Below are 25,454 nucleotides of genomic sequence, written 5' to 3'. Positions count from 1 at the left end.
ATGCTTTTTAAAGGCCGTTTAATCTGATATCATGGATAATTATAGGTATGGCATATTACTTGCTTTTTTAGTTCTCCAACCATGAACCCTTTTGGAAAAAATATGTCATGAGCGAATCAACCCTCACATATCTGAAGGTTTTATCAGCGGCCTGGGCTGCATTGTTCTGCGTGTTCATGCCGGCAGGATCCGCCATGGCCGGCTACCCCGTCGTCAAATCAATCCACGTCAAAGACAATCCCTTCTCCGTGACGGTTAATATGACCGGGAAAGCCCCTGTAAAAGTTATCCGTATCGGAAAACGGGAAGTCCTTGTGGCCATTAAGAATGCAACTCTTAGCAAAGGGCTTGTCATCGCCGGAAAGGACAATCCTAACCTTGAATCCGTCCATGTGGAAACCCTTGAAGGCAACGTTGTCGCCTTGATGCTGACAAGCAAGTACGCGGGTAAAGAAAAGATTAAATCCTCTTTCGATACCGCCAATAACCGATTGACCGTGGTTTTAAATAAAGCCGTGGCGCCCCGTCACAAAGCCCCCCCTGTTCCGCAGGCGGCGACTATCCAGAAACCCTTAACCCAGGGTGTTTCCAAACCGGGAAAACAGGCGTCAACTCCGGCAACGGAATATAGCGTCAAAAAAAAGGATACCCGCCCGGCTAAAGCGGATGAAAGAATCAAGGAGCCACCGCTTTATATACCCCCAGAGCGTCAGGCCAGTCGTTTTAAAGGAGATATCAGTGATATGTACCGGGGCGAGGACCCGTTGCAGGGCTGCCAGACCAAGGCGGTCGAAAATGCGATGCTTCTGGTTAAAAAACAGTTGTACAAAGAAGCCGGTGCCATCCTGGAACAGTATTTGTTTGAAGAAAATCCCCTTTGCATGGAGCAGGTCTACTATTTAAAGGCTTATGTCAATTTTATGGATGTTGACAATGATGACCATAAAGGGCTTTTAAATGCAGAACGCATGTTCCAGGACGCCATGGTCGCCTACCCCAAATCAAGCTATCTTCCCTTTGCCTATGCGGCCATGGGCCTGATTCATACCCGTTTGCACAACAACGCTACCGCCGAAGGATATTTTGATATCATCAGCAAGGACTTTCCGGACTATTCCGGCATGCCTGAGGTGGAGTATCATCTGGCCGAAATTTATAATGACAAAGGGTATATCGACAAAGCGTTGAATCTGTATAAAAAGGTATTTGAGTCAAAAATAAGCAACGGATATATATCGGATGCAGGGATAGGTTATGGTAAGGCACTGTTTGAAAACCTTCGGTATTATGACGCGTTGAGTGTTTTTAATTATGTTATAAAAAATGATGTAAAAAAGGTTTATGAATCTGCTGATCTGCTCAAATACACGGCGGATGCCAATTTTGAATTGGGCTTAAGTAAAGGCGCTCGGGAGAATTATATCCGGCTGTTGAATCTTTTTCCCGATATTAAAGCCCCTGATATGGCTTTAAGCAAGGCCGGGGATGCCTACGGGATGGAGAATCAGGAAGAAAAGGCGATCAAGCTGTATGAACTGGTTCGAAAAACATATCCGGACTCCCCAGGATATATCAATGCCTCCATCGGGCTTGCCAGGTATTTAAAAACGGATGCTGAAAAGATTGATATTTACGAAATGATCAAGACTCAATTCCCTGAAAATACCTATGCCCGGATCGCCATGATGCGCCTGGCTGAAATTTATCAGAAGAATGGTGAGTATGATAAGTGCATCCAGGAAATCGAGGACCTGTTGTCCACACATCCCAAGGGGTTGCGCTACGAGGCGGTTAAATTAATGCAAAAAGCCTATGAGGCTTTGTTCAAAGAACAGTTGAAAGCCGATGGATATACCTCTGTATTGATGCGGTATGAAAAAGAACACTTGAAGATAAAAAAAATGGGGGGGCAACTGATTCCCTTTTATGTGGGCAGTGCATATTTACAGGCCAATCTGTATGAAGAGGCGTTTAATCAGTTGATTTCTGCATATAAACTTTATAAAAGGGAAGAGCGGCCGGCTTTATTGCTGTTTGGACTGGGCAAGGCCATGGATGAGTCCGGCAGGGACGAGGATGCTTTAAACCTATTAAACACCTTTGCAAAAAGATTTCCAACGCATAAAAACAGGGTAGAGGCGCTGACCAGGGTCGGGCAGATTTATCTGGAAAAAGGAAACGCTTCAAAGGCGGATGATGCTTTTGTCTCTGCGTATCAGGCGGAGGAGAATACGCTGGATAAAGGACGGATACTCATGCTTCGCGCCGGTGTTTACCAGAAAAAGTCAGACTTGAAGACGGCATCCGAACTTCAGGCCCGTGCGGTGAAGGCGTTCGCCGCATCTCCCGGCGAAAATTACGAGATACTGGCAGGTGCTTATAAAACGTTGGGTTCAACTTACCTGGAAATGAAAGCCTATGGCCAGGCAGCCAATGCCTTTGCCAAAGCCTTTGATTTTTCCGAAGGAGACCAGGCCAAGGCCAATATCGGTTTTTTGCTCGGGGACGCTTACCAGAAAGGCAATGTGCTGGACAAGGCGAAAAAAACCTTTGAGCAGGTAGCACAGTCTTACGACTCGGTCTGGGCCCGGCTTGCCCGGCAACGCCTGAGTACTATCGAGCTGGTGGAAAAAATGATAAATTCATAAGGATGCTTTGGCAACGTGCCTGGACAGCGATTATTTCTCATAATTGAAAACCCCAAAGAGCGAATGACATATACCGACTTGTTCGAGGGGATGGGTTTTCTGGTTGATGCCGTTCCGGAAGGCTCGGATGCGCTCACCTACCTGCTTTCTCAAAAACCTGCGGTGGTTGTGGCCGACGATGGTACGCCGGGATTCTCAGCTCTGGATTTCCTTAAACAGGCGGCTGATTCAGATATAGGTGTGCCAAAAACCATTATCCTGACCCCGGATCCTGTGGTGGATTATGCCGTCAGCCTGATACAGCACGGTGCCATGGATTATCTGATCAAGCCGGTTGACCTAAGACAGCTTGAACTCAGCGTTAAAAAATCTTTAGCCGCAGCCATTTCGCCCTTGCCTGCTGAAAAGGAAAAAACCGTTCAGCATAAAGCGGTTCAAATCATTACTAAAGACCATAGAATGGAGAATCTGCTTAAACTTGCCGCCCGGGTGGCGGATTCGTCGGCATCGGTGCTCATCCAGGGGGAAAGCGGCACCGGCAAGGAGCTGCTTGCAAAATTTCTGCATGAGAAAAGCGCCCGCCGGCATCAGCCTTTTATTGCCGTCAACTGCGCAGCCCTGCCGGAAAACCTTTTGGAAAGCGAATTGTTCGGCCATGAAAAAGGGGCTTTTACCGGCGCATTGGCAAGGAAAGCCGGTAAATTTGAACTGGCTGATAAGGGGACCCTGTTTCTGGACGAAATTACGGAGATGCAGTTCCACCTTCAATCCAAACTGCTACGGGTACTCCAGGAAAAGGTGGTGGACCGGGTGGGAGGAACCCAGCCCGTGGATGTGAATGTCCGGGTGGTCGCCACCACCAACCGGGATGCCAAGGCGGCCGTTGAAAATCAGGAGTTCAGAGAAGATCTCTATTACCGCCTCAATACCATTCCGCTGATTATCCCTCCCTTACGGGAACGCAGGCGGGATATTCTGCCCTTATGCGATTTTTTCATAAAAAAATACTGCAGGATTGACGCAAGATATGTCAAAGGATTGACGGAGCATGCGCTTTCCGTGCTCCATAACCACTCCTTTCCCGGCAATGTCCGGGAACTTGAAAATGTTATTCATCGTGCTGTCCTTCTTGCAGAAACCGATATGATCACCGCTTCTGATCTGCTCATGGATAATGACGCACAAACAGCTCTTTTTGAAGATACAGACGCAGAATCCTTTACTGATGAAGACTTTTCCGCAGGCTCCCTTAAAGAGATGGAACAAAAAATGATTTTCAGAACACTGGATCAAACCGAGGGGAACCGGACCCATGCGGCAAAAATTTTGGGGATCAGTGTCAGAACCCTTCGCAATAAGCTAAACGAATACAAAGAGCCTCTCTGATTATTCTTCTTGTTTATCATTTCAGGCATGAAATTTGCTTTTTCGTTTGCAGTATTGATATTCCGGCGCCCTTGCCCGGATATCTAACCCGGATATCAGGGACAATGCCACCTGTGGTTGACCCGGAGCGTCAATTAAAAAAACGGAGGTTAAAATGGCCGATTCAAGAATTTTCGGGAACACCTACGAGATGATCGCAAAAAGCATGGGCATCTCAACCCGGCGCCATAACCTGATCGCAGGCAATATCGCCAACATGGATACCATCGGGTATACGCCCAGCGATATAGATTTTCAAACTGCACTCAAACGGGCCATGGCAGAACCCGAACCGGATTACCTGGAAAAAACCAATGAAAAACATCTGCCCGGCAATATTGAAGGGGCAAACGGGCAAATGAAGGGCATGAACAGCGAGGATGTGGATATCTACCACCTGGATTCGGTAAACATTGATACGGAAATGATGAATCTGATGGAGAACAATATAAAATTCAGGTCCACGGCCGAGATGCTGCTGCGTAAAATGACCATACTCAACTATGCCATTGATGAGGGAGGAAAATAATCCATGGATTTAATGAATGCATCAAAAATCAGCGGAACGGCCCTTGCGGCCCATCGTATGAAGCTCAATGTCATTGCTGAAAACCTGGCCAACGTCGATACCACCAGAAGCGAAGACGGCGGACCCTATCGTAGAAAAATGGTGGTCTTCAAAGGCGACGATATCGACTCTTTTGAAAGTGTGGTGCAGCAAAAAATTCGAAAAGAGCAGTCCGGCGGGATTGAATTATCCGCCATTGAGCTTGAGGATGAGAAAAAGCCGGATAACGGCACAGGTGTAAGAGTTGATCAAATTGTCAGATCCCAGGAAGATTTTCATCTGGTGTACAACCCGGCTCACCCCGATGCAGATCCGGATACAGGCTATGTGAAGATGCCTAACGTGGATCATTTAACCGAGATCTCAGACATGATGGTGGCCCGTCGCAGTTATGAGGCCAGTGTCACGGCGCTTTCCACCACAAAAAATATGATCAGCAAAGCCCTTGAGATAGGTAGATAATTTTAGGTAAAGGAGTGAAGCAATGGATGAAATAAAAACACAACTCCCCGGCAAACTCTCCTTGTACAGGGAACCCGTGGCGAACCGGGCAGCCAAGCAAAGCCCCGAATTTATGGAACGGCTGGAATCAGCCCTCCAGGAAGTTAATAATAATCAGCATGTGGCAGATGAGTCGGTTGAAGCCGTCATTGAAGGCAGGCTTGGTATTCATGAAGGCATGATGGCGTTAGGCAAAGCCTCCACCTCCCTTAAAGTATTGGCACAGGTCCGGAACAAGGCCATGAGTGCCTATAACGAAGTGATGCGTATGCAGGTATAATCCCTTGCAGAGCAGGAGCCGCTTAAATGAATCCAGTAATTGAAAAAATCATTACCATGTTCAAACAGATGAGCATGATCCGTAAAATCCTCCTGGGCGGACTTGTCCTGGTGGTGGTGGCAGGGTTTATCACCATGTTTGTATGGGCCAATAAAATGCCCTATAAAACTGCGTATTCAGGATTGAGCCAGGAAGATGCCGCCGCTGTGGTGGAGACATTAAAAGCTTCCAAGACGCCCTACCGCCTGACCGGTGACGGAACCACGATTCTGGTGCCGGATGCGATGGTGTATGATGTCCGGCTGACCATGGCCAAGGAAGGGATTCCCAAAGGGAGCGGGGTTGGATACGAGATTTTTGATAAAAACGAATTCGGCACCACCGAGTTCGTGCAGAAAATCAATAAGAAGCGGGCACTTCAGGGGGAGCTGGCGCGCACCATTGCCGCATTTGATGCTGTTAAGGATGCCAAGGTAATGATCGTGATGCCAAAGGAGTCGGTTTTTGTGGAGGAGACCAAACAGCCTTCGGCATCCATTCTGCTGGAACTGGTCGCTGATCTTCAGAAAGAAGAAGTGGCGGCCATTGCACATCTGGTAGCCTCTTCCGTCCAGGATATGACCCCCAAACTGGTCACCATTGTGGATACTGCCGGCCGGATTTTGTTTGAGGGAAAATCCGAAGAAGAACAGGCCCGCATTGATGCAGAAAGCCTTGCAGATGCCCAGTATCAGTATAAAGTTCGGTTTGAAGAGAACCTGACACGCAGAATCCAGACCATGCTTGAGCGCATCGTAGGTACGGATAAAGCCATTGTCCGGGTGACCTCGGAAATGGATTTTTCCAAAAACAATATGAATGAAGAAGTTTATGACCCGTTTGAACGGGGCGGAGAATTCATACGCAGCCGGAAAAACAAAGCTGAAAAGATACTCCAGCTTGACGAGGAAGTCGGTATCCCTTCTTCGGTCAACCCCATCACCGATGAAGATGAGGCAGGCGATAAAAACCGGGAGCGGGTCAATAAGAGTGATGATACTGTCAATTATGAAATCAGCCGCCGGGTCAGGGAAACCCAGAAACCCATGGCCGAACTTACAAGACTTTCGGTTGCAGCCGTGATTGACGGTAAGTATGACTTCCAGACGGATAACAACGGCGACACCAAACGGGTATATATGCCCAGGTCTGCCGAGGAGATGCAGCAGTTTCAAAGTATTGTCAGCAGGGCCATGGGGTATAATGAGGAGCGCAACGACCAGGTTTCCATGGAGTGCTTCCCCTTTGCCTCCATCGATGATATGCAGGGCACCCAAGAAAAATTGACCGGCTGGCGCATGGTCCAGAAGGAATACGGACGTCTTATTGCCAATTTACTGCTGGTATTTGTATTGTTCCTTTTCATCATCCGGCCTATCATAAAAACTGTTCGCGACATCAAAATTAAGGTAGAACAGGAAGCGTTACCCTCACCGGAAGAACTTACCCTGCTTGAAAAAGAGGATAAGGAACCTTCCTTTGTTGAGATGAATGCGAATCAGCAGCGTGACTTCTTTGAAACCATGACCGAGGAACAAAAGGAAGAGTTCATCCAGAAAATGACCGCAGCAGAACGGAACGCATATATAGCCAATATGAATGCCCAGGACAAAGCCAGATATTATGCTGAAAAAGATCTGTTCAAGACCGTGAATATAATCAAGGGATGGCTCAGTGAAGTAGCGGAAGAAGAGGAGGGGTAATTCCATGTCCAAAACAATTGATCCGGAAAATCTGAACGGTTATCAAAAGGCGGCAATATTTCTCATGTACATGGGAGAAGAATACACAACCCAGGTGTTTTCAAGAATGAAAGAACACGAGATCGGGGAGGTTGCCTTTGAAATGTCCAAGGTCGACCAGATTACACCTGACATGCTCAAGGTTGTGTGTGCTGATTTCAATGTCAAATATGAAGGCGAACCCAAGATGATTGTTGAAGGGGACTCCTTTATCAAGAATGTGGTCACCGCGACACTCAAGGACAAGGAAGCTAAAGCCATTCTCGAAGACCTGGAAAAAAAGAAACAGGCCAGACCCTTTATATGGAGCCGGAATGTGAATACGGGTACTTTATCTGCATATATTGAAGGTGAACACCCCCAGACCATAGCCATGATCCTGGCCCATATGCCTGCAGAAATTGCTTCGGAAATTTTAATGAATCTGCAGGATGAACTTAAAGGCGACATTGCCATGAGAATTGCCCGTTTGGGCCAGATTTCCGAAGACGTTGTCAGGGACGTGGACAAGGCATTAAAATATGAGCTCAGCGGTGCAGTCGGCCCAGGTGGTAAGGCAGGCGGTATAGAAGTCCTGGTGGATATCATCAATGGTGTGGACAAATCCACCGAAGATGCCGTTATGGAATATGTTGAAGAAGATGATGCGGAAATGGCCAATGAGATCCGCAAACTCATGTTTGTATTTGAAGATCTGACCAACGTGGATGATACTGCCATGAGAGAGATTCTCAAGAAGGTGGAAGGCCAGCAACTCACCTACGCATTGAAAACCGCCACCGAAGACATGAAGGCCAAGATCTTTGCCAACCTGTCCCAACGAGCCGGTGAAATGCTCAAGGACGACCTGGATGCCATGGGTCCTGTTCGCCTGACAGAGGTGGAAGAAGCCCAGCAGGCCGTTGTCAGGGCGGCTAAGGAGCTTGAGGCGGACGGCACCATAACCCTGGGCAAAGGAAAGGATGATGTCCTTGTCTGATCAAGAAGAACATACCGAGGGGAATTTTTTGTCACAGGATCATGGATTCAAGCCCATTGATGTGGGGGCCCTCGACAGTTTTGATGACGAGGTCTCTCTTAAGAAACCAGATACCGAACCTGATTTTAATCGATTTAAACTATTGTTTGATCCTTTGGAAATTCAAAGGGAAGAAGGTGGGTTTGAGGCTGTCTATAGAGTGACCAAAAAGCTTAAGGAAGAATTGTTCGAACCTTTGATCCAGGGTGCGGATGTGGTTACGAATAAACCCGATGTAAAAAAGGAGATGTGCGCCCCCTTAGAGGAAACCCAGAACGTTGATGAGCCCGAAGATGAACCGACGCCGGAAGAACAGGGCTTTGCCGCAGGCTATGAACAGGGTATGGCCCAGGGACTTGAAAAAGGGCTGGCAGATGGTCATGCCAAAGGCTATGGAGAGGGGCTGGAAAAAGGCCGGAAAGAGGGATTTAAACAGGGGGAGACCGACGGATTTACCAAAGGCGAAGCCGCTGGTTTTGAAAAGGGACTGGAAGAGGGGCGAGATGTCGGAAAACAGGAGATTGTCCAGGAAATGACCCAGGTCCTGGATCCTTTTCGGCAGGCATTGGAAACCGCAGACCAGATGTTGGAAAACATGCTGGCCCGATACGAAATTCAGCTGGTAGAACTTGTCTGCCAGATTGCGGGGAAAGTGGTGATGGCCAAACTGGACTCGGACGATACCGTGATCAAAAACACAATCCTGGATGCGTTGTCCCAGCTTGCCTCCCCGGAGGAAATCACCTTGAGTGTGGCCGAAGAAGACTATGAATATGTGGAAATGATCAAGGAGGTCTTTTTTGAGTCGGTCCGCTCCTTGACGCATATTACGGTGAATACCGACGCCATGATTCCCAAAGGGGGATGTCGCATTGAAAGTGCCGGAGCCAGCATTGCCACGGATCCGGAAACCAAACTTAAGGCGGTTTATGAGGCCATTGCCCAGGCGGGGGTATGATGAGCGATTTTTTTAAAAAAGTGGATTTTTCCGTTTATGCCAGGGCTGTGGAAAAGGTTCGAACCGTAACCCCCGAAGGCCGGGTGTCCCAGGTGATCGGGTTGATTGCCGAAGGGGACAGCCTAGGCCTTGGCGTGGGGGGTGTGTGCCGTATAATCAATGACTATGGATTGGACGTGATGGCCGAAGTGGTGGGTTTCCGGCAAGAAAAAGCGCTGCTCATGCCCTTTGGTGATATCAGGGGAATCAGCATGGGAAGCCGGATTGTGCCGGTATGCTCTTCCCCCATGGTGCCGGTGGGCGATGAGATGCTCGGACGCGTACTGGATGGAATGGGAAATCCCATTGACAATAAGGGCCCTATTTCAGGCTCAAGTTCCTATTATCTGTATGGAAAGCCCCTGGGGCCTCTGCAACGAAAAATGATCAAAGATCCCCTTGATGTCGGTATCGGGGCCATTAATTCCATGATAACCCTGGGCCGGGGACAGCGGGTGGCCATCATGGCCGGCTCCGGTGTGGGAAAAAGTGTGCTCATGGGCATGATGACCAAGCATACCAGTGCGGATGTGGTGGTGATCGGGCTTATTGGGGAGCGGGGCCGTGAAGTCAAGGATTTTGTGGAGGAGACCCTGGGAGAAGAGGGGCTTAAACGGGCTGTCCTGGTGGCAGCCACATCGGATTCTCCGCCGTTGACCCGCATGCGGGGCGCCTATCTGGCCACCACCATAGCCGAGTACTTCAGGGATCAGGGAAAGGATGTACTGCTCATGCTCGATTCCATTACCCGGTTTGCCATGTCCTCCAGGGATGTGGGCCTGGCTGCCGGCGAGCCGCCGACCACCCGAGGATATACGCCCTCTTTTTTTGTTCAGATTCCCATTCTTCTTGAACGTCCCGGAGTCCTTGAAAACGGCGGTTCAATAACAGGAATTTATACGGTTCTGGTGGAAGGCGATGACATGAACGACCCGGTCGGGGATACGGTCCGTTCCATAACGGACGGACATATTGTCTTATCCAGGGATCTTGCCAATCGTGGGCACTACCCGGCCATTGACGTCATGGCCAGTGTTTCCAGGGTCATGCGGGATGTCAGCAAACCCGACCACATGGCGATGCGGGACAAAGCCGTCAAGATTATGGCGGCATATCGAAACGCAGAGGACATGATCAGCATCGGTGCTTATGTGGACGGCTCCGACCCCGATGTGGACCAGGCCAGGAAACTGATGCCCGGCATTAACCGGCTGTTGCGCCAGAATATTGGCCAAAAGATGGACATGCGGGCCAGTGTAGCCGGTCTGAAAAAAGCGCTGGAAATAAAGGACCCGCCGCCTGGAACAAAAAAGAATCAGGCCTAAGCCATGAAAAAATTTCAGTTCAGACTGCAAAGCCTTTTAAAGTATAAACGGCATCTTGAGCAGGTCGCCAAGCAGTCAATGGCACAGGCTGTGGGCGATCTCCTGGCCTGTGAACAGCATATAGCGGAGTTGCAAAATGACAGAATAACGGCAACGGACCAGCTTGACGCCCTGGTGGAAAAAGGGATGGGTGCAGGTCAATTCAACCGGTACAGGCAATTTATTACAGCGGTTGATTAGATGATCATGCTTGAACACACCAGAAAAACCGAACTTGAAAAGATTCTGGACGACAAGCGGGAGGCCCTTAAACAGAGAACCATTGAAAAAAAAGCCCTGGAGCGCTTACGGGAAAAACAGGCCCGGGAATATACCCATAAAATGCTCCGGGAAGAGCAAAAGAACCTGGATGAAATCACATCTTTGAGAACGGCCAGGAAGGTGAACAATGAACGCATTTAAACGCTGGATAAGCGGACTTTTGGTCAGTCTGCTTTTGGTAACGGCAGCCTTTATTGGTATTTCATATATACATGAGGAGCAACCCGCATCGGTTTGGGCAGAAGATAAACCGGAAAAGGCACCGGCTGACGGTGAAAAAGAGGAAGAAGTATCTTCACCATGCCCGGAGTGCCCGGAGTGTCCAGAGTGTCCAGACCCTGCCAAGGTCGTTCTCCAGGGCCTTGAAGATAAAAAAAAAGCCGTGGCTGAGGCCAGTGAAAAACTTGCCAAAGAAAAAAAGGACCTGGAGACCTACGAAGCCCAGATTGACGAAAAACTGGCCTCTCTGACGGCCTTGAAAAAGCAGATTGAAGAGGATATGGCACGACTTGAAAAGAAGAAAACAGCAAAAGAACGGGAAGAAGATGCCGCATTTGAGGCAAAAATGAATCGTCTGGTGAAAATGTATGCCAGCATGAAACCCAAAGCGGCTGCAGAAATTGTCAATAAGATGGAACTTTCTGTTGCCTATGAAATATTCTTAAGAATGCGCGAGGTGTCCGCCTCCCAGATCCTGGCTTTTGTGGAGAAGGAAAAAGCCGCAAAAATCAGCGAACGCCTGGCCTTTAAAAAACGGGGATAATTTCAGGCACGACAGAAGAGATACTATTCTGCCGTGCCGAACACTGTTGTAACCATCGGTTCAAAAAAAGAATTCCTGGAACCAAAATCATTACTTTAATTTAAACCTGTCGCCAGGTTTGGGAATAAAGGCATTATATCCTTTTTCGTTGAGGCGACGAGCAAAGGCTTGGCTTTGTTCAGCTTCACCGTGGACAACGGCAATGTTTTTCACCCGAAGATTCGATCCGGCAACCACCTTCATCAGTTCATGGCGGTCTGCATGGGCGGAAAACCCGCCGATTTTTTCCACATGTGCCCTTAAAGGGTAGGATTTCCCCAAAATTTTGACTTCCGGTGCCTTGTCTGCGGTCCTGTTTTCCTGCAGACCCAGTTCTTCAATACGCCGACCCAGGGTGTGGTTGGCCATATACCCCACCATCAGGATGGTATGTTTGGGATTATGGATCTTATAACGCAGGTGATGAAGAATCCGGCCCGCCTCACACATGCCTGATGCCGAGATCACGATGTGCGGGGTGTTATCCTGGGTGACGCGCATGGACTCCTCCACGGACTCAACAAATTTAATATTTTTAAAATAAAAGGGATTGATACCCTTTTCCAAAAATATTTTATGGGTTTCCTTATCATAGGTTTCCGGATGTTCTCCAAAGACCTTTGTGATATTTGATGCCAGAGGACTGTCCACATAAACAGGCACTTTGGGAACAGTGCCTGAGTCATACAACTGGTGAAGAATGTAAATAAGCTCCTGGGTTCTGCCAAAGGCAAAAGAAGGAATCAGAAGAGCGCCCCCCCGGTCAATTGTCCGCATAAGGGTGTCTTTAAGTTGGCCGGAAAGATCCGCTACCGGGGAATGATCTCGGTCCCCGTAGGTACTTTCAATGATCATCAAGTCAATCTCCCTGTCCTCTTCATCAAATTCCAGGGTGGGATCTTTTAAAATGGGTTTTTCAAACCGGCCGACATCACCGGTAAAAAGTATCTTAAGGGGTTTGCCGCCGTTTTCCGGGTTCACAGTAATCAGAGAAAAGGCAGACCCGAGGATATGACCAGCCACATAAAATTTCACAGTGGTTCCCGTACCGATCATCACCTCCGAGCCAAAAGGATATCCATCAATAAAAGAAAGGGACTCCATAGCATCTTCCTGAGTATACAGCGGCGTCACCATATCAAGACCGTACTCCTTGTGAAGTGCGGCAATGGCCTCCACATTGAGTTCATGGGGACTTGTTTTCAGCAAGTTTTTGATCCTGGCTTTTTCCTTGTTGGAAATCTGATGTTTGGTTTTGGACTGCTCAGCCTGATACAGAAACGAGCGCAGGGATTTATAGTTAAGATACAGGGCATCCGATTCCTGGATATGCCCTGAGTCCAAAAGCATGTAATCCAAAGCGTCTTTAGTGGGGCGGGTGGTGATGATCCGGCCGGAAAACCCCTCTTTTGTCAACAGCGGAATCCGGCCGGAATGATCAATGTGTGCGTGGGAAAGAACCATATTGGTGATTTGTGACCGGTTTATGGGAAAATTCTCATTTTTCTCCCGGCTCTCCTTTCTTCGGCCCTGGAACATGCCGCAGTCCAATAAAATCTTATCAACGCCTGTATCCAGCATATGCATGGATCCGGTCACCTCGCCTGCCGCTCCGAAAAATCCAACTTCAACCATAGATTCGTCCCTTTATCCAAATAATCAGTTAAATAATTTTTTTAACAATGCTGTAGTCTGCTTCGCCGGATTCTCCCGGATAGCCTTTTCTTCCTTTGCCAGATAATAAAAAATGCCGTCCAGGGCTTCTTCAACAGTATAATCAACCAGATTGCCCTTTACATCGGGAACCAGGGGCAGGGATTTATACTTTCCCATCATCTGGTTATAGGATTGAACTGCCCCGATCTCTTCGAGGGTATTCTCTATCACCGGGGTAAAGGCCTCGGTGAGATCGTCAGAGGTTTTTTCCTTGAAATACTGGGTAGCGGCATCATCTGCGCCATTCAGAATACTTGTGGCATCATCAAAGGACATCTGGGAAATGGCATTTAAAAACAATGCCTTGGCCTTGGGAGTAGCCGCCTCGGCAGCCCGATTCAGTTTCAGTTCCAGATCTTTTGCATAGGACCCCAGCCCGGGCTTATCCATCAAGGTCTGCGCCTTGGAAAGATAGGAAGGCAAAGGGATATGAATGCTGGAATCGGAATTAAACCCGTTTTCAGTGCCCAACCGGCTGACAACGGTTCCGGCGCCTGTTTCCAGCGCTTCCTTAAGACCGGAAATGATTTCGCTGCTGGTCAGAGTGCCGGCGCTTGAACTGGAACCATCAGAACTGTCACTGCTTTCACTACTGCCGCTCTTGTCCATGGATTTAATCAATGAAGCGCCCTGGTCCAGCAGAGAATTTCCGGCCAAAGTAGGTGCCTGAAACCCCAGAACAAAGGCAAAAACCATAGTTACGGCTGAAACGCTGATTCTTTTTTTACACATTTTAAACGCCTCTCCTATAACAGCCATGGGCTGGCCCTGGTCTATCACCTAGGCTCAACCCACAACAAAACATAAGGTATTGATTAGCCCATCCGAAAAATTCTTATTTCAGCTTTTTCCGGATGGTTACCCGTTCTATTTTTTCACCGATTACGACAGGGCAGCCAGCGCAGATTCATAATCAGGTTCCTGTTTAATCTCAGGGACAAGCTGGGCATAAACCACCTCACCGGCCGTATTTAGAACAACAACGGCCCGGGCAGTAAGGCCGGCCAGCGGGCCGTCCTGCATGGCCACACCATAGTCAAGGGCAAACTGCGGATTACGGAAGGCAGACGCGGTCACAACATTCTCAATGCCTTCGGCAACGCAGAACCGTTTGTGGGCAAAGGGCAGATCCCCTGAGATACAAAGGACAACCGTATTATCTTTGGTACCGGCTGTTTCATTGAATTTACGAATAGCTGTGGCGCATATGGGGGTGTCAAGGCTTGGAAAAATGTTGAGCACCACCTGTTTACCGGCATACGCAGAGAGTTTGACCTCTGACAAATCCTGTCCCACCAGGTTAAAATCTTTTGCCTTTTCACCGGTTTTCGGAAAAGTACCTGCCAAAGTTACCGGATTTCCGCCAAGTGTAATAGATCCCATAAATGTTCTCCTTTTTTGGTTTCACGCGTCTTGTTTAAATGATCAAATATCGACCTGGGAAATTATGTATTATAATATCCGCCATCCCGTCCATTTGTAAAGAATAATGGCGTTCTGTGTTATTTCAAGTTTACCAAGCCGCATAAATGAAAGATGCAGACGCACTTTTTATAACGGCCGGGACCGCGGTATGGGTGTTGATTCGAGTTTGCCTGATTTGAGGAAAAATGCAGGTTTCTGGAAAGCTTATCCGCCCATAGTAAACCTGGGCAAATCGTTCAGTGAAATGGCAGACCGTGTCTGATTTGACAAACAGCCTGGATTAACTGTTTTCCGCCACGGATTTCTGAACTTTCTTGATTGACTCGATATGATCCATTGTCTCTGAGTGAAGAATTTTCAATGTGCCTTTTACGTTATCACTCAGTGAATCGAAATGGGTGAATACATTTTTTTCAATCAGGGAATTTTCATAATCCACTGCACATATCAAGGCTGTTTTTATGTTATATTCAACATTTTCAGCTTTCTGCAGAATCTGTTCGAGTCGTGAGATGAATGCGTTCAGACTATATGTCGTTATTTTGCCTTCATCAAAGATGATTTTCCCTCTTTTAGCGGCAACCAACAATTTTTGAATCAATCTTGCGTGCCTGTATTCCTCTTTTGACAAGCGATCCCAAAATTTACTGTATTCAGGGAATTGTACAGAAAAATATCCGTACAGTTTTGAAAGCATTTCTTCCTGCATGATCAATTGTTTTATGATTTTTTCCTGATGTACTTTTAGTTCCATAGATTAAGCTCCGTTGTTATCTTAAACTTTAATTTCATAACACACTGAAAAAAAAGTTTTCAACGCTTTTTGTCAAAGTCCGGAAATAAAAGTCCGTCCATCCGGGAGGTTACGCCAGAGGTTCCGGCCACAGTTGCAGTCTTTGTGGCTGCAGCGAAGACATTCGAGGTTTCCTTAGACGGGAGAGCATAATTGACAACCATACTCTCATCATTCTGTTGCTCAACAGATACCGGGATACTGAATACTATCTCTTTTTCCTGGTTCGTTATCACGGGAAACCCATAATGGGTATTTTCATACTTGATGGGTTTTCCCGCGTCCAGGCGCCCCTGGACAAATTCATTATGAAGATCTATGCGTTGCTGAATGACTGATGAAAACTGGTCAAGGGAATTATTACATTTATCGTAAAAATTTTCCAAAAGAGTGGGGTCGATTTCATATCCTGCACAATTGCGCCCTGCAGCCATGGCCGCAAGTATTGTGGTGCCCGTACCCAGAAACGGATCCAAAACAAGATCCTGTTTCACGGAATACATATTAATCAGGCGATAGGCCAGTTCAAAGGGGAAGGCGCCGCTGCGGGTTCGGTTCTTTTGTTTTCCCATGGCCTGGCGGGTGCCTTTAAGATCAATCCAGATGTCTGAAAACCACTGGTTTCGTTCCTCCCAGAACAATGCGCTTTGCCGCCGGTTTTCCTTGGCGGCAGGAGAGGTAAATTCGCGTTTTCCCCCCTTTCTTAGAATAAGAATATATTCATGCTCTAACGTAACATAGGCCCCGGCCGGCAGCATGCCAGATCCCATGAACTTGTTGGGCGCATTGGTCTGCTTGCGCCATAATATGCAGGGCAAGGCCGTGAATCCTAATGCCTGGGCCGCATTTAATATTCTGGCGTGATTGGGGTAAAGGGCAAAATTATCCCCCAGGGTGCGCGTGGCATCACCGATATTGATACAGGCAAATCCACCGGGTGAAAGTACCCGGAATACCTCTTTCCAGACCCGATCCAGCACCTGGTGCATGAGTTCAAAGGCAAGGAGTCCCTCGGATTTTTTAAGGGCCTTTTCTATTTTTGCGTCCTGGCGGCTAAAAATTTCATCCCACATCTCAATCATGGGATAAGGAGGCGATGTCACCACAAGACTGACACTGCGGTCAGCCACCGCAGCCATTTTTGCGGCATTGCAGATATAGTGTTTATGGGTTGTTTTCATATGTTTAAAAATTAAGCCGCTCCAAAAAGCGCGGGAATCAGAATTTTTAAGCCAAGACCAATCAAAATTATTCCGCCTACAATCTCCATTCTGCTGCCGAGCGCCGCCCCCAGGCGTTTTCCGATGTATATGGCGGCCACGGACATGGCACAGGTAATGATACCAATAAGCGCTGAAGGGTACCAGATATTGACATCCATCACGGCCAGCCCCAGGCCGATGGCCAGGGCATCAATACTGGTGGCAACACTGAGCATGACCATGGTCAGGCCCTTGGAAGGATCCCTGTGAAGGCACTCTTCGGTGTGGGAGAAACCCTCCCACGCCATGCGCCCGCCCACAAAAGCCAGAAGGCCAAAAGCGATCCAGTGGTCCACGGGTCGGACATATGAAACAAATCCGGTCCCCAGAAACCACCCGATCACCGGCATCATGAACTGGAACAGACCAAAATGAAACACCAGGCGGAACACGGCCCGCGGATCTTGTGTATACCCGCAGGCCGCAGCAGCCATGGAGACCGCCGAGGCATCCATGGCCAGTCCGATGGCTATAACAACAATATCAAACAGCTGCATTAAAATTCTTTTCGTACCGCAGCCATCTCCACCACCGGCAAAGGCCCGAGAGGCTCGCCGGGCAACTGATTAAGAATTTTCTGCGGCATGGACCGGTACATCAGCCGTGCGGTCAGTGTGTATCCCTTTTGGGGTGTAGTATTTAAATTAAATAAATGGACCGCACTTTTTCCTACAGGAATACGGGTGTCGGACAAAATTTCCTTTGCTTTGGCCATGTTGATGACCGGGTTGCCAACGCCGTCTCCAAGAATGGTTTTAAACATCACAGTGTTTTCCGGCAATTCATTGTTTTTATCGGGAACACCTGTTTGAAAAACGGCTTTTCCGTCACTGTCCGTCAAGGTTACTTCAATCCATACCTGACGCAGGTCCCCTACCCCTGTGGGTAAACTGTGGCCGGCACCTGTATTGGTGACAACGACCCGGGCCGTGTGACTATCTATCATGACCAGAAAAATATCTGCCGCATGTGTCAAACGTTCCACAGCCATGACCGATTTATCTTTGGCGGAAAACATTTCCGGCACACCTGAGTTGGCGCCCACAAAACCGTGGGTGAAGATATGGGGCCGCTGTTTTGCATCTGCCGCCGCACTACCCGGGTTGGCAGGTCTCGGCGTCGATCCTGTGGCCGGCACCCCGGGCCGCTGGTACATGTGGCATCCCTGGCAGGAAACATGCTTTTCAGGATCAGGGCTGTTATACGGACCGTTTTTCCATTCCGTGTATGTGGTTTCAAGGTCGGTGCCAAAGACCGCATGTTTGACATCGTGGCAGGTACCGCAAATTTTTGAATCCGTATGCAACTTTGAAAAGGCAGCGTCGTGGAAATCAGGTTCAGCATCGTCAAAGGGACCAAACTTGACACCGGGATCATCCTCGCCCTGCCCCGGGGATAAAACCAGTCCGTTATTATACATCCGGGTGACATCCACAGCCGTGTGGCAATAGTCGCACTGGATGCCCTGGGCAGGGATCTGCCCGGTTTGGGATAGATCATCGGACAGTTTTTTCGGAAAACCCGTAATATATCCCACCGGAGTATGGCACTTTACGCAGGACTCGGCCTCCTCAATCTGGCCTGCATCAGTTAGTCCCTGGCGAAAAAATTGTGCCACCCGGTTATAAATCGGGTCTTTATGTGAAAGATTGTGCATGGAACCCTGCCACTGGGCCATAATCTCATCGTGGCATGCCCCACAGGTCTCGGGATCAATGAATTGATCCGGTTTAAAGGTATTTTCCTTGGAAGACGCGCCGGCGGGTAGCGCGGACATCAAAAGAACACACAGGAAAGTAATCCCACAGTAAGCCGCTGCAAACCATATATTTTGTTTTTTGTACATGATTGAGTAATCCTTTTACAAACAGAGTCAAAATCTTCAGTCCCCCGGACCGGTCATTTTTTTGGGGTTCAGAATTTACAGGGACCACGGCCCTGTTGCTTGGCCCTTTGGGTCCCCTTTGCAATCCAATTAAAATAACGGACAATAAAATTTTTTTTCTTGTCTTTTTTTATTCCTGGTTTTATGCCAGAGTCGTCACTGTTTTTCATGGGTTACCACATGATAAATAAGTAGAAGGTGCCCGTCTCCGATATCCTGACTGGACTCAAAAGTCAGGCCAATGTCAAGATCAAGGGGCGGGGCAAATATAGACAACCCTGAACCAAATAACCGGGGTACAATCGTCAGGTGTACCTGGGTGATCAGGTTGTCACGGGCAAACAACGTGTTGACCATGGCTCCACCAATCAGGGCAGCACTGCTATATCCCTTGCGCTCAAGATCTTCAAGAATCTTAGCCGGGGGCAGATCCGTAAATATCAGATTGTCCTGATCACTTTGTCTGGATTTATCCCGGGTCATGACAACATTAAGGCGTTCCGGCAGGGGTTTGCCAATGGTGTCATAGGTTTTTGATCCCATAATCATGGCACCTGACTTTTTGGTCAGTTCCACAAAATATTTTTTATCGGCTTTGCCGGTCCAGTCGACAAGCTGGCCGGAGTGCCTGGCAATCTTACCGTCCACAGTTGAGGCCATCAGCAGAATGACTTCCATATATTCTCCCTTTCCAGATGGAAACAGGACAAACAGAGACCGTAATAAATCCGGCAGCCCCGTCTGTCCTGTTTGACTTTAAAAACAAATCGGATATTAAAGTACTATTTATACCAGTCTTTTAAAAAAGTCATTGCCCTTATCATCAACAAGGATAAACGCAGGAAATTTTTCCACCGTGATCATCCACACCGCTTCCATGCCCAGCTCTTCATATTCAACCAGCTCGACCTTTTTAATAAAATCCTTGCCCAGACGTGCGGCAGGACCACCAGGAGAACCCAGATAAAAACCGCCGTAAGTCTTGCAGGAATCGGTAACGACCTGGGAACGGTTGCCCTTGGCCAGCATGACCATGGACCCACCTTCTTTCTGGAAAATAGGCACATAGGGGTCCATGCGGCCGGCTGTGGTGGGCCCGAATGATCCGGAAGCTTCCCCTTCAGGTGTCTTTGCAGGCCCTGCATAATAGATGACGTGATTTTTAATGTAATCGGGCAGCCCATCGCCCTTTTCATAGCGTTCCATAAACTTGGAATGGGCAATATCTCTGGCCACAATGATTTTACCGGTCAAAGAGAGACGGGTGGATACCGGATATTTGGTCAGTTCCGCGCGAATTTCATCCATGGGACGGTTCAGGTCAATCTCAACGGCAGGAGCCATTTCAGGTTCGCTGGCAGGCAGGTATTCTGCCGGGTTTTCAACCAGCTGTTCCAGGAACACGCCATCCCGGGTAATTTTGCCCTTGATCTGACGGTCAGCTGAGCAGGAAACGCCGATGCCGATGGGGCAGGATGCCCCGTGGCGGGGAAGTCTTACGACCCGGATATCCAGGGCAAAATATTTGCCGCCGAACTGTGCACCAAGACCTAAATCCCTGGACCGGTCCAGAACTTTTTGCTCAAGGTCAATGTCCCTGAACGCATGACCGGTTTCACTGCCCGTGGTGGGCAGGGTATCCAGGTAACGGGCCGAGGCCAGCTTTACAGCCTTGAGATTGAGTTCCGCAGAGGTTCCGCCAACAACAAATGCGATGTGATACGGGGGACAGGCGGCTGTGCCCAGGTGTTTCATTTCTTTCAGCATGAAGTTAATCAGGCTCTCTTCGGTATTGAGCACGGCCTTGGTCATCTGGAACAGGGCTGTTTTATTGGCAGAACCACCGCCTTTTGCCATGAACAGGAAGTTATATTCATCACCCTGGACCGCAGCGATGTCCACCTGAGCAGGCATATTGTTTTTGGTATTCACTTCTTTGTACATAGTGAGCGGCGCATTCTGGGAATACCGCAAATTATTTTGTGTATAAGCTTCAAAGGCGCCTTTGGACAATTCGCACTCATCATTGGACCAAGTCCAGATCTGCTGCCCCTTTTTACCCATAACAATGGCGGTGCCGGTGTCCTGACACATGGGATAGACCTTTTCAGCCGAAATTACGGCATTTTTCAAAAGCTCCAGGGCTACATAGCGGTCATTGTCAGAACTTTCAGGGTCATCAATCACGGCCCTCACCTGCGCCAGATGTTCAGCTCGGTACAGATGGGCCACATCCTTAAAGGCAGCCTTGGCCAGTAGAGTCAATGCAACGGGCTCCACCATGACCACATCCTTACCCTCAAATTCCCGGACCCGGACATGATCCTTGGTCAACAGGCGGTATTGCGTTCCATCCTTTTTTAACGGAAACATGGGTTCATAGTTAAATTCCATTCGTTTTTCCCTCTTTTAGTTTTTCCCTCTTTTAGAAGATCTGACAAGCAGCAATATGAACTGCCTGCTGCCTGCCGCCATTATTTGAAATAGTTAATATAAAAGTCCGAACAAATTGTCCAATTTTCTTTTATATTTTTCCAATTTTATAAAAAACTTTTTTCACCCTTGCAGAATATGCCGCCCAAAAGGTACCGCCTAAAGGCGCCAGCCCTGAAATCAGTAAACAGCTTCAGGGCTTTGCGGTCCATTGGCTGATCCGGTTATAACCGCGTTATCATAAAGCTGATCTTGCAACCACCATATCATTCTTATCAACACCCAGTAAATTTGCTATTGGATGACATTTTGCAATTAAAAGAAAAAATTGATTTGAATGGCAACTTTCCATAAGGCCTTCAAAATTGCCCTGCCCTTTGGATATGATAAGATCCGCATTCTTATATTCTTCGGCAAATTCGTCTGAACAAAAATCAATAAGTGTTGAAGGCGCATCAAACCCATTGGAAATAACCTTGCAAACTTTGTCAATGCCCACTTGATTTGCATCTTCAAGCGTTACATCGTTGATAACAGGGTTTCCCCGTACAGCAAAAGTAATGTTTGGATGCTTCATGGTTTCAATAAACAATTTATCAAAAACGATTTCGCCACAATTATCGCCTAAATACAAAATATTTTGAGCTTTACTGATTTGATTTTTTAACTCCACGGTCATATCAATTTTTAAATTTTTATGAAAAAAAGATTCAATCTGACCCGATATGTCGTCATCAACACTTTGTGCGCCATAATCAATTATATTGCCAATAACAGAAAGTTTTGCCGCCGTGCAAAAAGGATTTTCGCTTTCATTCACTATGGTTTCCCAATATGAGTACTCTTTCAGGAGAATGTTGTTGGCCTTTAATTTCTCTTCGGCGTATAGGTTTGTATTGCCAAGATGACTCTTGGCGATGCGGTGAATTTGAGTGGCCAATTGGGGATTTGAGAGTTCCCGGTTGGATTCAATAAATTTGTGAACCGCGAAAATAAAATTTTCTGCAATTTTTTCATCAGGCTTAAATTTCTTAATAAGGTTTTCAATTGTCCTTATATGACAAAAATAGCATTCGTGTCTCATAATTTCCCTTTTATGTTAAAGAACCAATAAGTTGCTAAGTTACTTTCATGACGCTCTTCAAATCACAGCGCTGAATATGACTGCTCAAGGGCGTTGCCCTAACGATTATTTTACGGCCCTACCTTGGGCAGTACATCCTTAAAGACAACGCCGTAAATATCCCAGATGGTGACAAACAATGCGGCAATAATAGGGCCGATGATAATGCCGATAATACCGAACATGGCAATGCCGCCAAGGGTGGAAAATAAAATAAAAAGATCGTGCATTTCCGTATCTTTACCCACAAGCCTGGGCCGCAGAAGATTGTCAACACTTCCCACGGTCATCCCGCAGAAAACGATAAGAGCGCTGGCCTTGAACCATGCGCCCTGGGCGAATAGCCAAAGCGCCGCCGGAATCCATATCAAAGCCGTTCCAACGGCCGGTATAATGGACAACACCGTCATGACAGCACCCCAGAAAAACGAACTGTCAATGCCGACCACGGCAAACGCGATGCCGGATGCCCCGCCCTGAACAATACCGATGATGATGGTTCCCTTGATCGTGGCCCGTGCCACAGAGGTAAATTTTTCAAGAAGCCGTCTTTCATACTTATCGTCCAGGGGCATATAAAATAAAATTTTCTCTAACAGCTTATCTCCGTCTATAAGAAAAAAGAACATGGTATATAAAAGAATGGCTGCCATAAATATAAAATTTATAGTGCCCATGGTCGCGGTTTGAAGCCCGTTGACAAAAAACTGACTTGCGGCGCCCACCAGTTCTCCGGCCTTGATGTAGATGGTTTCCCTGTAGGGTTCTACCTGTTCATAAAAAGGCAGATCTTCCAGCCACTGAGAAATCGCTATGGGTGAAGACAATTGTTTCTGGACCCAGGGTTTAGCTGTCTGCCCCACCTTGATCGCCTGGCTGGTTACAATGCCTAAAAGACCGCTTAAAGGAAGAAGAACGATCAGGATGATAATCATGATGGTAATTCCTGAAGCCGCAGCCTGCCTGCCTTTCAGGCATTTGTTAAGCCACTGATACAACGGATAGGCCAGGGATGAAAAAATCCCGGCCAGCAGAATAGCCATGAGAAAAGATTTAATCATTACAAGAAAAACAGCTGAAATAAACAACACCAGTAATAATAAAAACGAGGGGTGAATCAGGTCTCGATTCATGGGGGTTAACCTCCGGTAAATTTTTTTGAACACCCTATCCTATAAATAAAACATAGCTATCCAAGTCCAGTTGTTTCGATCCATGCGGCTTCAGACAAATCTGAAATTATTTTTACCGTAACAGGAGAGGGCAAATTGATCAACATTTGATCATCGGCAGATCATGAAAAAACAATTGACAAAATCAATATGGCTCATTATGTAATTTTACCGAATTTTCGCCGGAAGGCGATCCTATAACCTCATTTTTTTTAAAAGTAAAACGTAATAGTAATGTCAAACCACGAAGGCTGTTTTTGAAAAAAATGAACTGTCTGTTTTTTTTATACCAAAAGGGAAAAAATATAACTATTTGAATTTAAGAGGATCAGAGCATGGCCGGACACGCCCTTTCAGCGGATGACAGATGTGCTGTATTTGAGGACCTTGGTATCCGGGATTATCTTCAGGTCCTTGATCTTCAGACCACTGTCCGGGAAAAGATGATCCAGGATCGGCTCCTTGGTGACCGGGTTTTTTTTGTCCAGCACCCTGCGGTTTACACATTAGGTAAAAGAGGGGGACGGGAAAACCTTGTGGTGTCGGAACAGTTTCTGGCTGAAAAAGGGATTGAGATTGTCCAGACCGAAAGAGGAGGGAACATTACCTTTCACGGGCCGGGCCAGGCTGTGCTCTATCCCATCATCAATCTGGAGCGATCCAGGATCGGGGTGGCCGACTTTGTCCATGGTCTTGAGGAAATTATGATGAGAACGGCCCGGCAGTTTGGGGTAGAGGCCCGAAGGGATCCGCAAAACCACGGACTCTGGGTGGGGAAGAAGAAAATCGGCAGTGTGGGCCTCTCGATTAAAAAAGGGATCTGTATCCATGGCCTGGCGCTGAATGTCTGTCCGGACCTGACCCCTTTTACCTGGATCAATCCCTGCGGTCTGCAAAATTTATCCATGACTTCCCTTGCACAGGAACATCAAAATATCTTATTTGATCCAAAAATGTCCATGGAACGGGTCAAAAATCTTTTTTTTTATTTTTTTTGCAAAATTTTTAATTTTAACATAAAGGGACAAAACCCATGAACAACCGCAACGGCCATACAGAAACGTCTCCTTCCGGTTCTAACACCATCCGGAAAAGCAAACCCAGGTGGCTGAAAAAAAGCATGCCCAAAGGCGGGGATTACCAGCGGGTTACCCGGCTTTTATCCGAAGCAGGCCTTCATACCGTCTGCCAGGAAGCGGCCTGTCCCAACATCTTTGAATGTTTTTCAAAAAACACTGCCACATTCATGATCCTGGGATCCAGCTGCACCCGGAACTGCAGATTCTGCAATATAACCTCAAATGCGCCGACTCCGGTTGACCCGGATGAACCCCAAAGGGTGGCCGAGACCGTACTCAAACTGAAACTGACCTATGTGGTTGTCACTTCCGTTACAAGGGACGATCTTCCCGACGGCGGGGCATCCCACTTTGCACATGTGATTCAGGCCATTAAAAAGGCCGGTCCCCGCATCCGGGTAGAAGTCCTGATCCCGGATTTCCAGGGCGATCTCAAGGCCCTTGAAACCGTAGCCAAAGCATGGCCTGACGTGATCAACCACAACATTGAGACGGTTAAGAACCTTTACGCCAGGGTCCGTCCCCAGGCCCAGTACCAGAGATCCCTTGACCTGATTCGAAATGTCACAAAACGCTTTCCCGGACGGCAGACCAAGTCAGGCATCATGGTGGGCCTGGGCGAAACCATAGAGGAACTTGAAGCCACCTTCCAGGACATGTATGATCATGGCTGCAATATCCTCACCGTGGGCCAGTACCTTCAACCCACAAGAACCCACCTTTCCGTGGAAAAATTCTACAGCCCGCAAGAATTTGAACAACTTGACCGCATGGCCCGGGAGATCGGATTTAAACAGGTGGCTTCCGGCCCCTTTGTCAGAAGTTCCTACAAGGCCAGAGAGTTATTCGAAACACCCGAGACAAATATATGTCGTGATAAATTATGAATTTGGCGATTGA

The 25,454-nt window shown here is 47.7% G+C and carries 23 protein-coding genes and 1 pseudogene; 13 read left to right on the top strand and 11 right to left on the bottom strand.

The genetic code is table 11. The features are described from left to right. The first annotated feature begins 107 nt into the window (after window positions 1-107). The 11 genes and pseudogenes from DESPODRAFT_RS03130 (at window position 108) to DESPODRAFT_RS03075 (ending at window position 11,627) form a co-directional block, all read left to right on the top strand. Entirely contained in the window at window positions 108-2,648 is a 2,541-nt protein-coding gene (locus DESPODRAFT_RS03130) for a tetratricopeptide repeat protein (protein WP_004071242.1), read from the top strand. Between the two features lie 15 nt (window positions 2,649-2,663). Further along, a complete protein-coding gene (locus DESPODRAFT_RS03125) occupies window positions 2,664-4,034 on the top strand; it encodes a sigma-54-dependent transcriptional regulator (RefSeq protein ID WP_004071240.1) in 1,371 nt (456 codons plus the stop codon). Window positions 4,035-4,188: 154 nt separating this feature from the next. Then, window positions 4,189-4,602, top strand: a complete 414-nt coding sequence (gene flgB / locus DESPODRAFT_RS03120) for a flagellar basal body rod protein FlgB (RefSeq protein ID WP_004071238.1) — start codon at window positions 4,189-4,191, stop codon at window positions 4,600-4,602. A 3-nt stretch (window positions 4,603-4,605) separates the two neighbouring features. Continuing rightward, window positions 4,606-5,103 carry a flagellar basal body rod protein FlgC gene (flgC, locus tag DESPODRAFT_RS03115; RefSeq protein WP_004071237.1) on the top strand — a complete coding sequence of 166 codons (498 nt, stop codon included), beginning with the start codon at window positions 4,606-4,608 and terminating at the stop codon, window positions 5,101-5,103. 22 nt (window positions 5,104-5,125) lie between these two features. Beyond that, on the top strand, window positions 5,126-5,422 hold the full coding sequence (gene fliE / locus DESPODRAFT_RS03110; RefSeq protein ID WP_004071235.1) for a flagellar hook-basal body complex protein FliE: 297 nt from the start codon (window positions 5,126-5,128) through the stop codon (window positions 5,420-5,422). A 26-nt stretch (window positions 5,423-5,448) separates the two neighbouring features. Continuing rightward, window positions 5,449-7,164, top strand: a complete 1,716-nt coding sequence (fliF, locus tag DESPODRAFT_RS03105; protein WP_004071233.1) for a flagellar basal-body MS-ring/collar protein FliF — start codon at window positions 5,449-5,451, stop codon at window positions 7,162-7,164. 4 nt (window positions 7,165-7,168) lie between these two features. Then, the gene (gene fliG / locus DESPODRAFT_RS03100; protein ID WP_004071232.1) at window positions 7,169-8,182 is read left to right on the top strand and encodes a flagellar motor switch protein FliG; all 1,014 of its coding nucleotides are present in this window, start codon (window positions 7,169-7,171) and stop codon (window positions 8,180-8,182) included. Beyond that, window positions 8,169-9,179 carry a FliH/SctL family protein gene (locus tag DESPODRAFT_RS03095; protein ID WP_004071229.1) on the top strand — a complete coding sequence of 337 codons (1,011 nt, stop codon included), beginning with the start codon at window positions 8,169-8,171 and terminating at the stop codon, window positions 9,177-9,179. Before fliG ends, DESPODRAFT_RS03095 begins: the two co-directional genes overlap by 14 nt. Then, complete coding sequence (locus DESPODRAFT_RS03090) at window positions 9,176-10,543, top strand: FliI/YscN family ATPase (protein WP_004071228.1); 1,368 nt, start codon at window positions 9,176-9,178, stop codon at window positions 10,541-10,543. Before DESPODRAFT_RS03095 ends, DESPODRAFT_RS03090 begins: the two co-directional genes overlap by 4 nt. A gap of 3 nt (window positions 10,544-10,546) precedes the next feature. After that, window positions 10,547-11,005, top strand: a pseudogene (fliJ, locus tag DESPODRAFT_RS22025) (flagellar export protein FliJ). Next, complete coding sequence (locus DESPODRAFT_RS03075; protein ID WP_004071226.1) at window positions 10,992-11,627, top strand: MotE family protein; 636 nt, start codon at window positions 10,992-10,994, stop codon at window positions 11,625-11,627. Before fliJ ends, DESPODRAFT_RS03075 begins: the two are co-directional and overlap by 14 nt. A gap of 90 nt (window positions 11,628-11,717) precedes the next feature. Here the strand turns inward: DESPODRAFT_RS03075 and DESPODRAFT_RS03070 are convergent, their stop codons facing one another. From DESPODRAFT_RS03070 to DESPODRAFT_RS03020, 11 genes are all read right to left on the bottom strand, one after another. Continuing rightward, window positions 11,718-13,301 (bottom strand): MBL fold metallo-hydrolase RNA specificity domain-containing protein, encoded by a 1,584-nt coding sequence (locus tag DESPODRAFT_RS03070; RefSeq protein WP_004071224.1) that lies wholly within the window; start codon window positions 13,299-13,301, stop codon window positions 11,718-11,720. A gap of 24 nt (window positions 13,302-13,325) precedes the next feature. Continuing rightward, the gene (locus tag DESPODRAFT_RS03065; protein ID WP_040015812.1) at window positions 13,326-14,114 is read right to left on the bottom strand and encodes a DUF4197 domain-containing protein; all 789 of its coding nucleotides are present in this window, start codon (window positions 14,112-14,114) and stop codon (window positions 13,326-13,328) included. Between the two features lie 150 nt (window positions 14,115-14,264). Next, entirely contained in the window at window positions 14,265-14,765 is a 501-nt protein-coding gene (tpx, locus tag DESPODRAFT_RS03060) for a thiol peroxidase (RefSeq protein ID WP_004071220.1), read from the bottom strand. A 322-nt stretch (window positions 14,766-15,087) separates the two neighbouring features. Then, the gene (locus DESPODRAFT_RS03055; RefSeq protein ID WP_004071218.1) at window positions 15,088-15,561 is read right to left on the bottom strand and encodes a hypothetical protein; all 474 of its coding nucleotides are present in this window, start codon (window positions 15,559-15,561) and stop codon (window positions 15,088-15,090) included. Window positions 15,562-15,620: 59 nt separating this feature from the next. Further along, a complete protein-coding gene (locus DESPODRAFT_RS03050; protein ID WP_004071216.1) occupies window positions 15,621-16,781 on the bottom strand; it encodes a DNA-methyltransferase in 1,161 nt (386 codons plus the stop codon). Between the two features lie 11 nt (window positions 16,782-16,792). Beyond that, complete coding sequence (locus tag DESPODRAFT_RS03045) at window positions 16,793-17,359, bottom strand: manganese efflux pump MntP (protein WP_004071214.1); 567 nt, start codon at window positions 17,357-17,359, stop codon at window positions 16,793-16,795. Then, window positions 17,359-18,708 (bottom strand): multiheme c-type cytochrome, encoded by a 1,350-nt coding sequence (locus tag DESPODRAFT_RS03040; RefSeq protein WP_004071213.1) that lies wholly within the window; start codon window positions 18,706-18,708, stop codon window positions 17,359-17,361. The genes DESPODRAFT_RS03045 and DESPODRAFT_RS03040 overlap by 1 nt, the downstream gene beginning before the upstream one ends. A gap of 195 nt (window positions 18,709-18,903) precedes the next feature. After that, window positions 18,904-19,425 carry a dihydrofolate reductase family protein gene (locus tag DESPODRAFT_RS03035; RefSeq protein ID WP_004071212.1) on the bottom strand — a complete coding sequence of 174 codons (522 nt, stop codon included), beginning with the start codon at window positions 19,423-19,425 and terminating at the stop codon, window positions 18,904-18,906. A 108-nt stretch (window positions 19,426-19,533) separates the two neighbouring features. Beyond that, a complete protein-coding gene (locus tag DESPODRAFT_RS03030) occupies window positions 19,534-21,141 on the bottom strand; it encodes a fumarate hydratase (RefSeq protein WP_004071211.1) in 1,608 nt (535 codons plus the stop codon). A gap of 277 nt (window positions 21,142-21,418) precedes the next feature. Beyond that, window positions 21,419-22,264 carry a damage-control phosphatase ARMT1 family protein gene (locus DESPODRAFT_RS03025; RefSeq protein ID WP_004071210.1) on the bottom strand — a complete coding sequence of 282 codons (846 nt, stop codon included), beginning with the start codon at window positions 22,262-22,264 and terminating at the stop codon, window positions 21,419-21,421. A 110-nt stretch (window positions 22,265-22,374) separates the two neighbouring features. After that, entirely contained in the window at window positions 22,375-23,436 is a 1,062-nt protein-coding gene (locus DESPODRAFT_RS03020) for an AI-2E family transporter (protein WP_004071209.1), read from the bottom strand. A gap of 374 nt (window positions 23,437-23,810) precedes the next feature. Here DESPODRAFT_RS03020 and lipB point away from each other — a divergent pair, with 374 nt between their 5' ends. Beyond that, window positions 23,811-24,512, top strand: a complete 702-nt coding sequence (gene lipB / locus DESPODRAFT_RS03015; RefSeq protein WP_004071208.1) for a lipoyl(octanoyl) transferase LipB — start codon at window positions 23,811-23,813, stop codon at window positions 24,510-24,512. Next, entirely contained in the window at window positions 24,509-25,441 is a 933-nt protein-coding gene (gene lipA / locus DESPODRAFT_RS03010; protein WP_004071207.1) for a lipoyl synthase, read from the top strand. Before lipB ends, lipA begins: the two co-directional genes overlap by 4 nt. Window positions 25,442-25,454: the final 13 nt, after the last annotated feature.

The organism is Desulfobacter postgatei 2ac9 (assembly GCF_000233695.2).
Classification (GTDB): domain Bacteria; phylum Desulfobacterota; class Desulfobacteria; order Desulfobacterales; family Desulfobacteraceae; genus Desulfobacter; species Desulfobacter postgatei.
The sequence above is the reverse complement of the archived record's forward strand: the minus strand, read 5'-3'. Positions and strand labels throughout refer to the sequence as shown.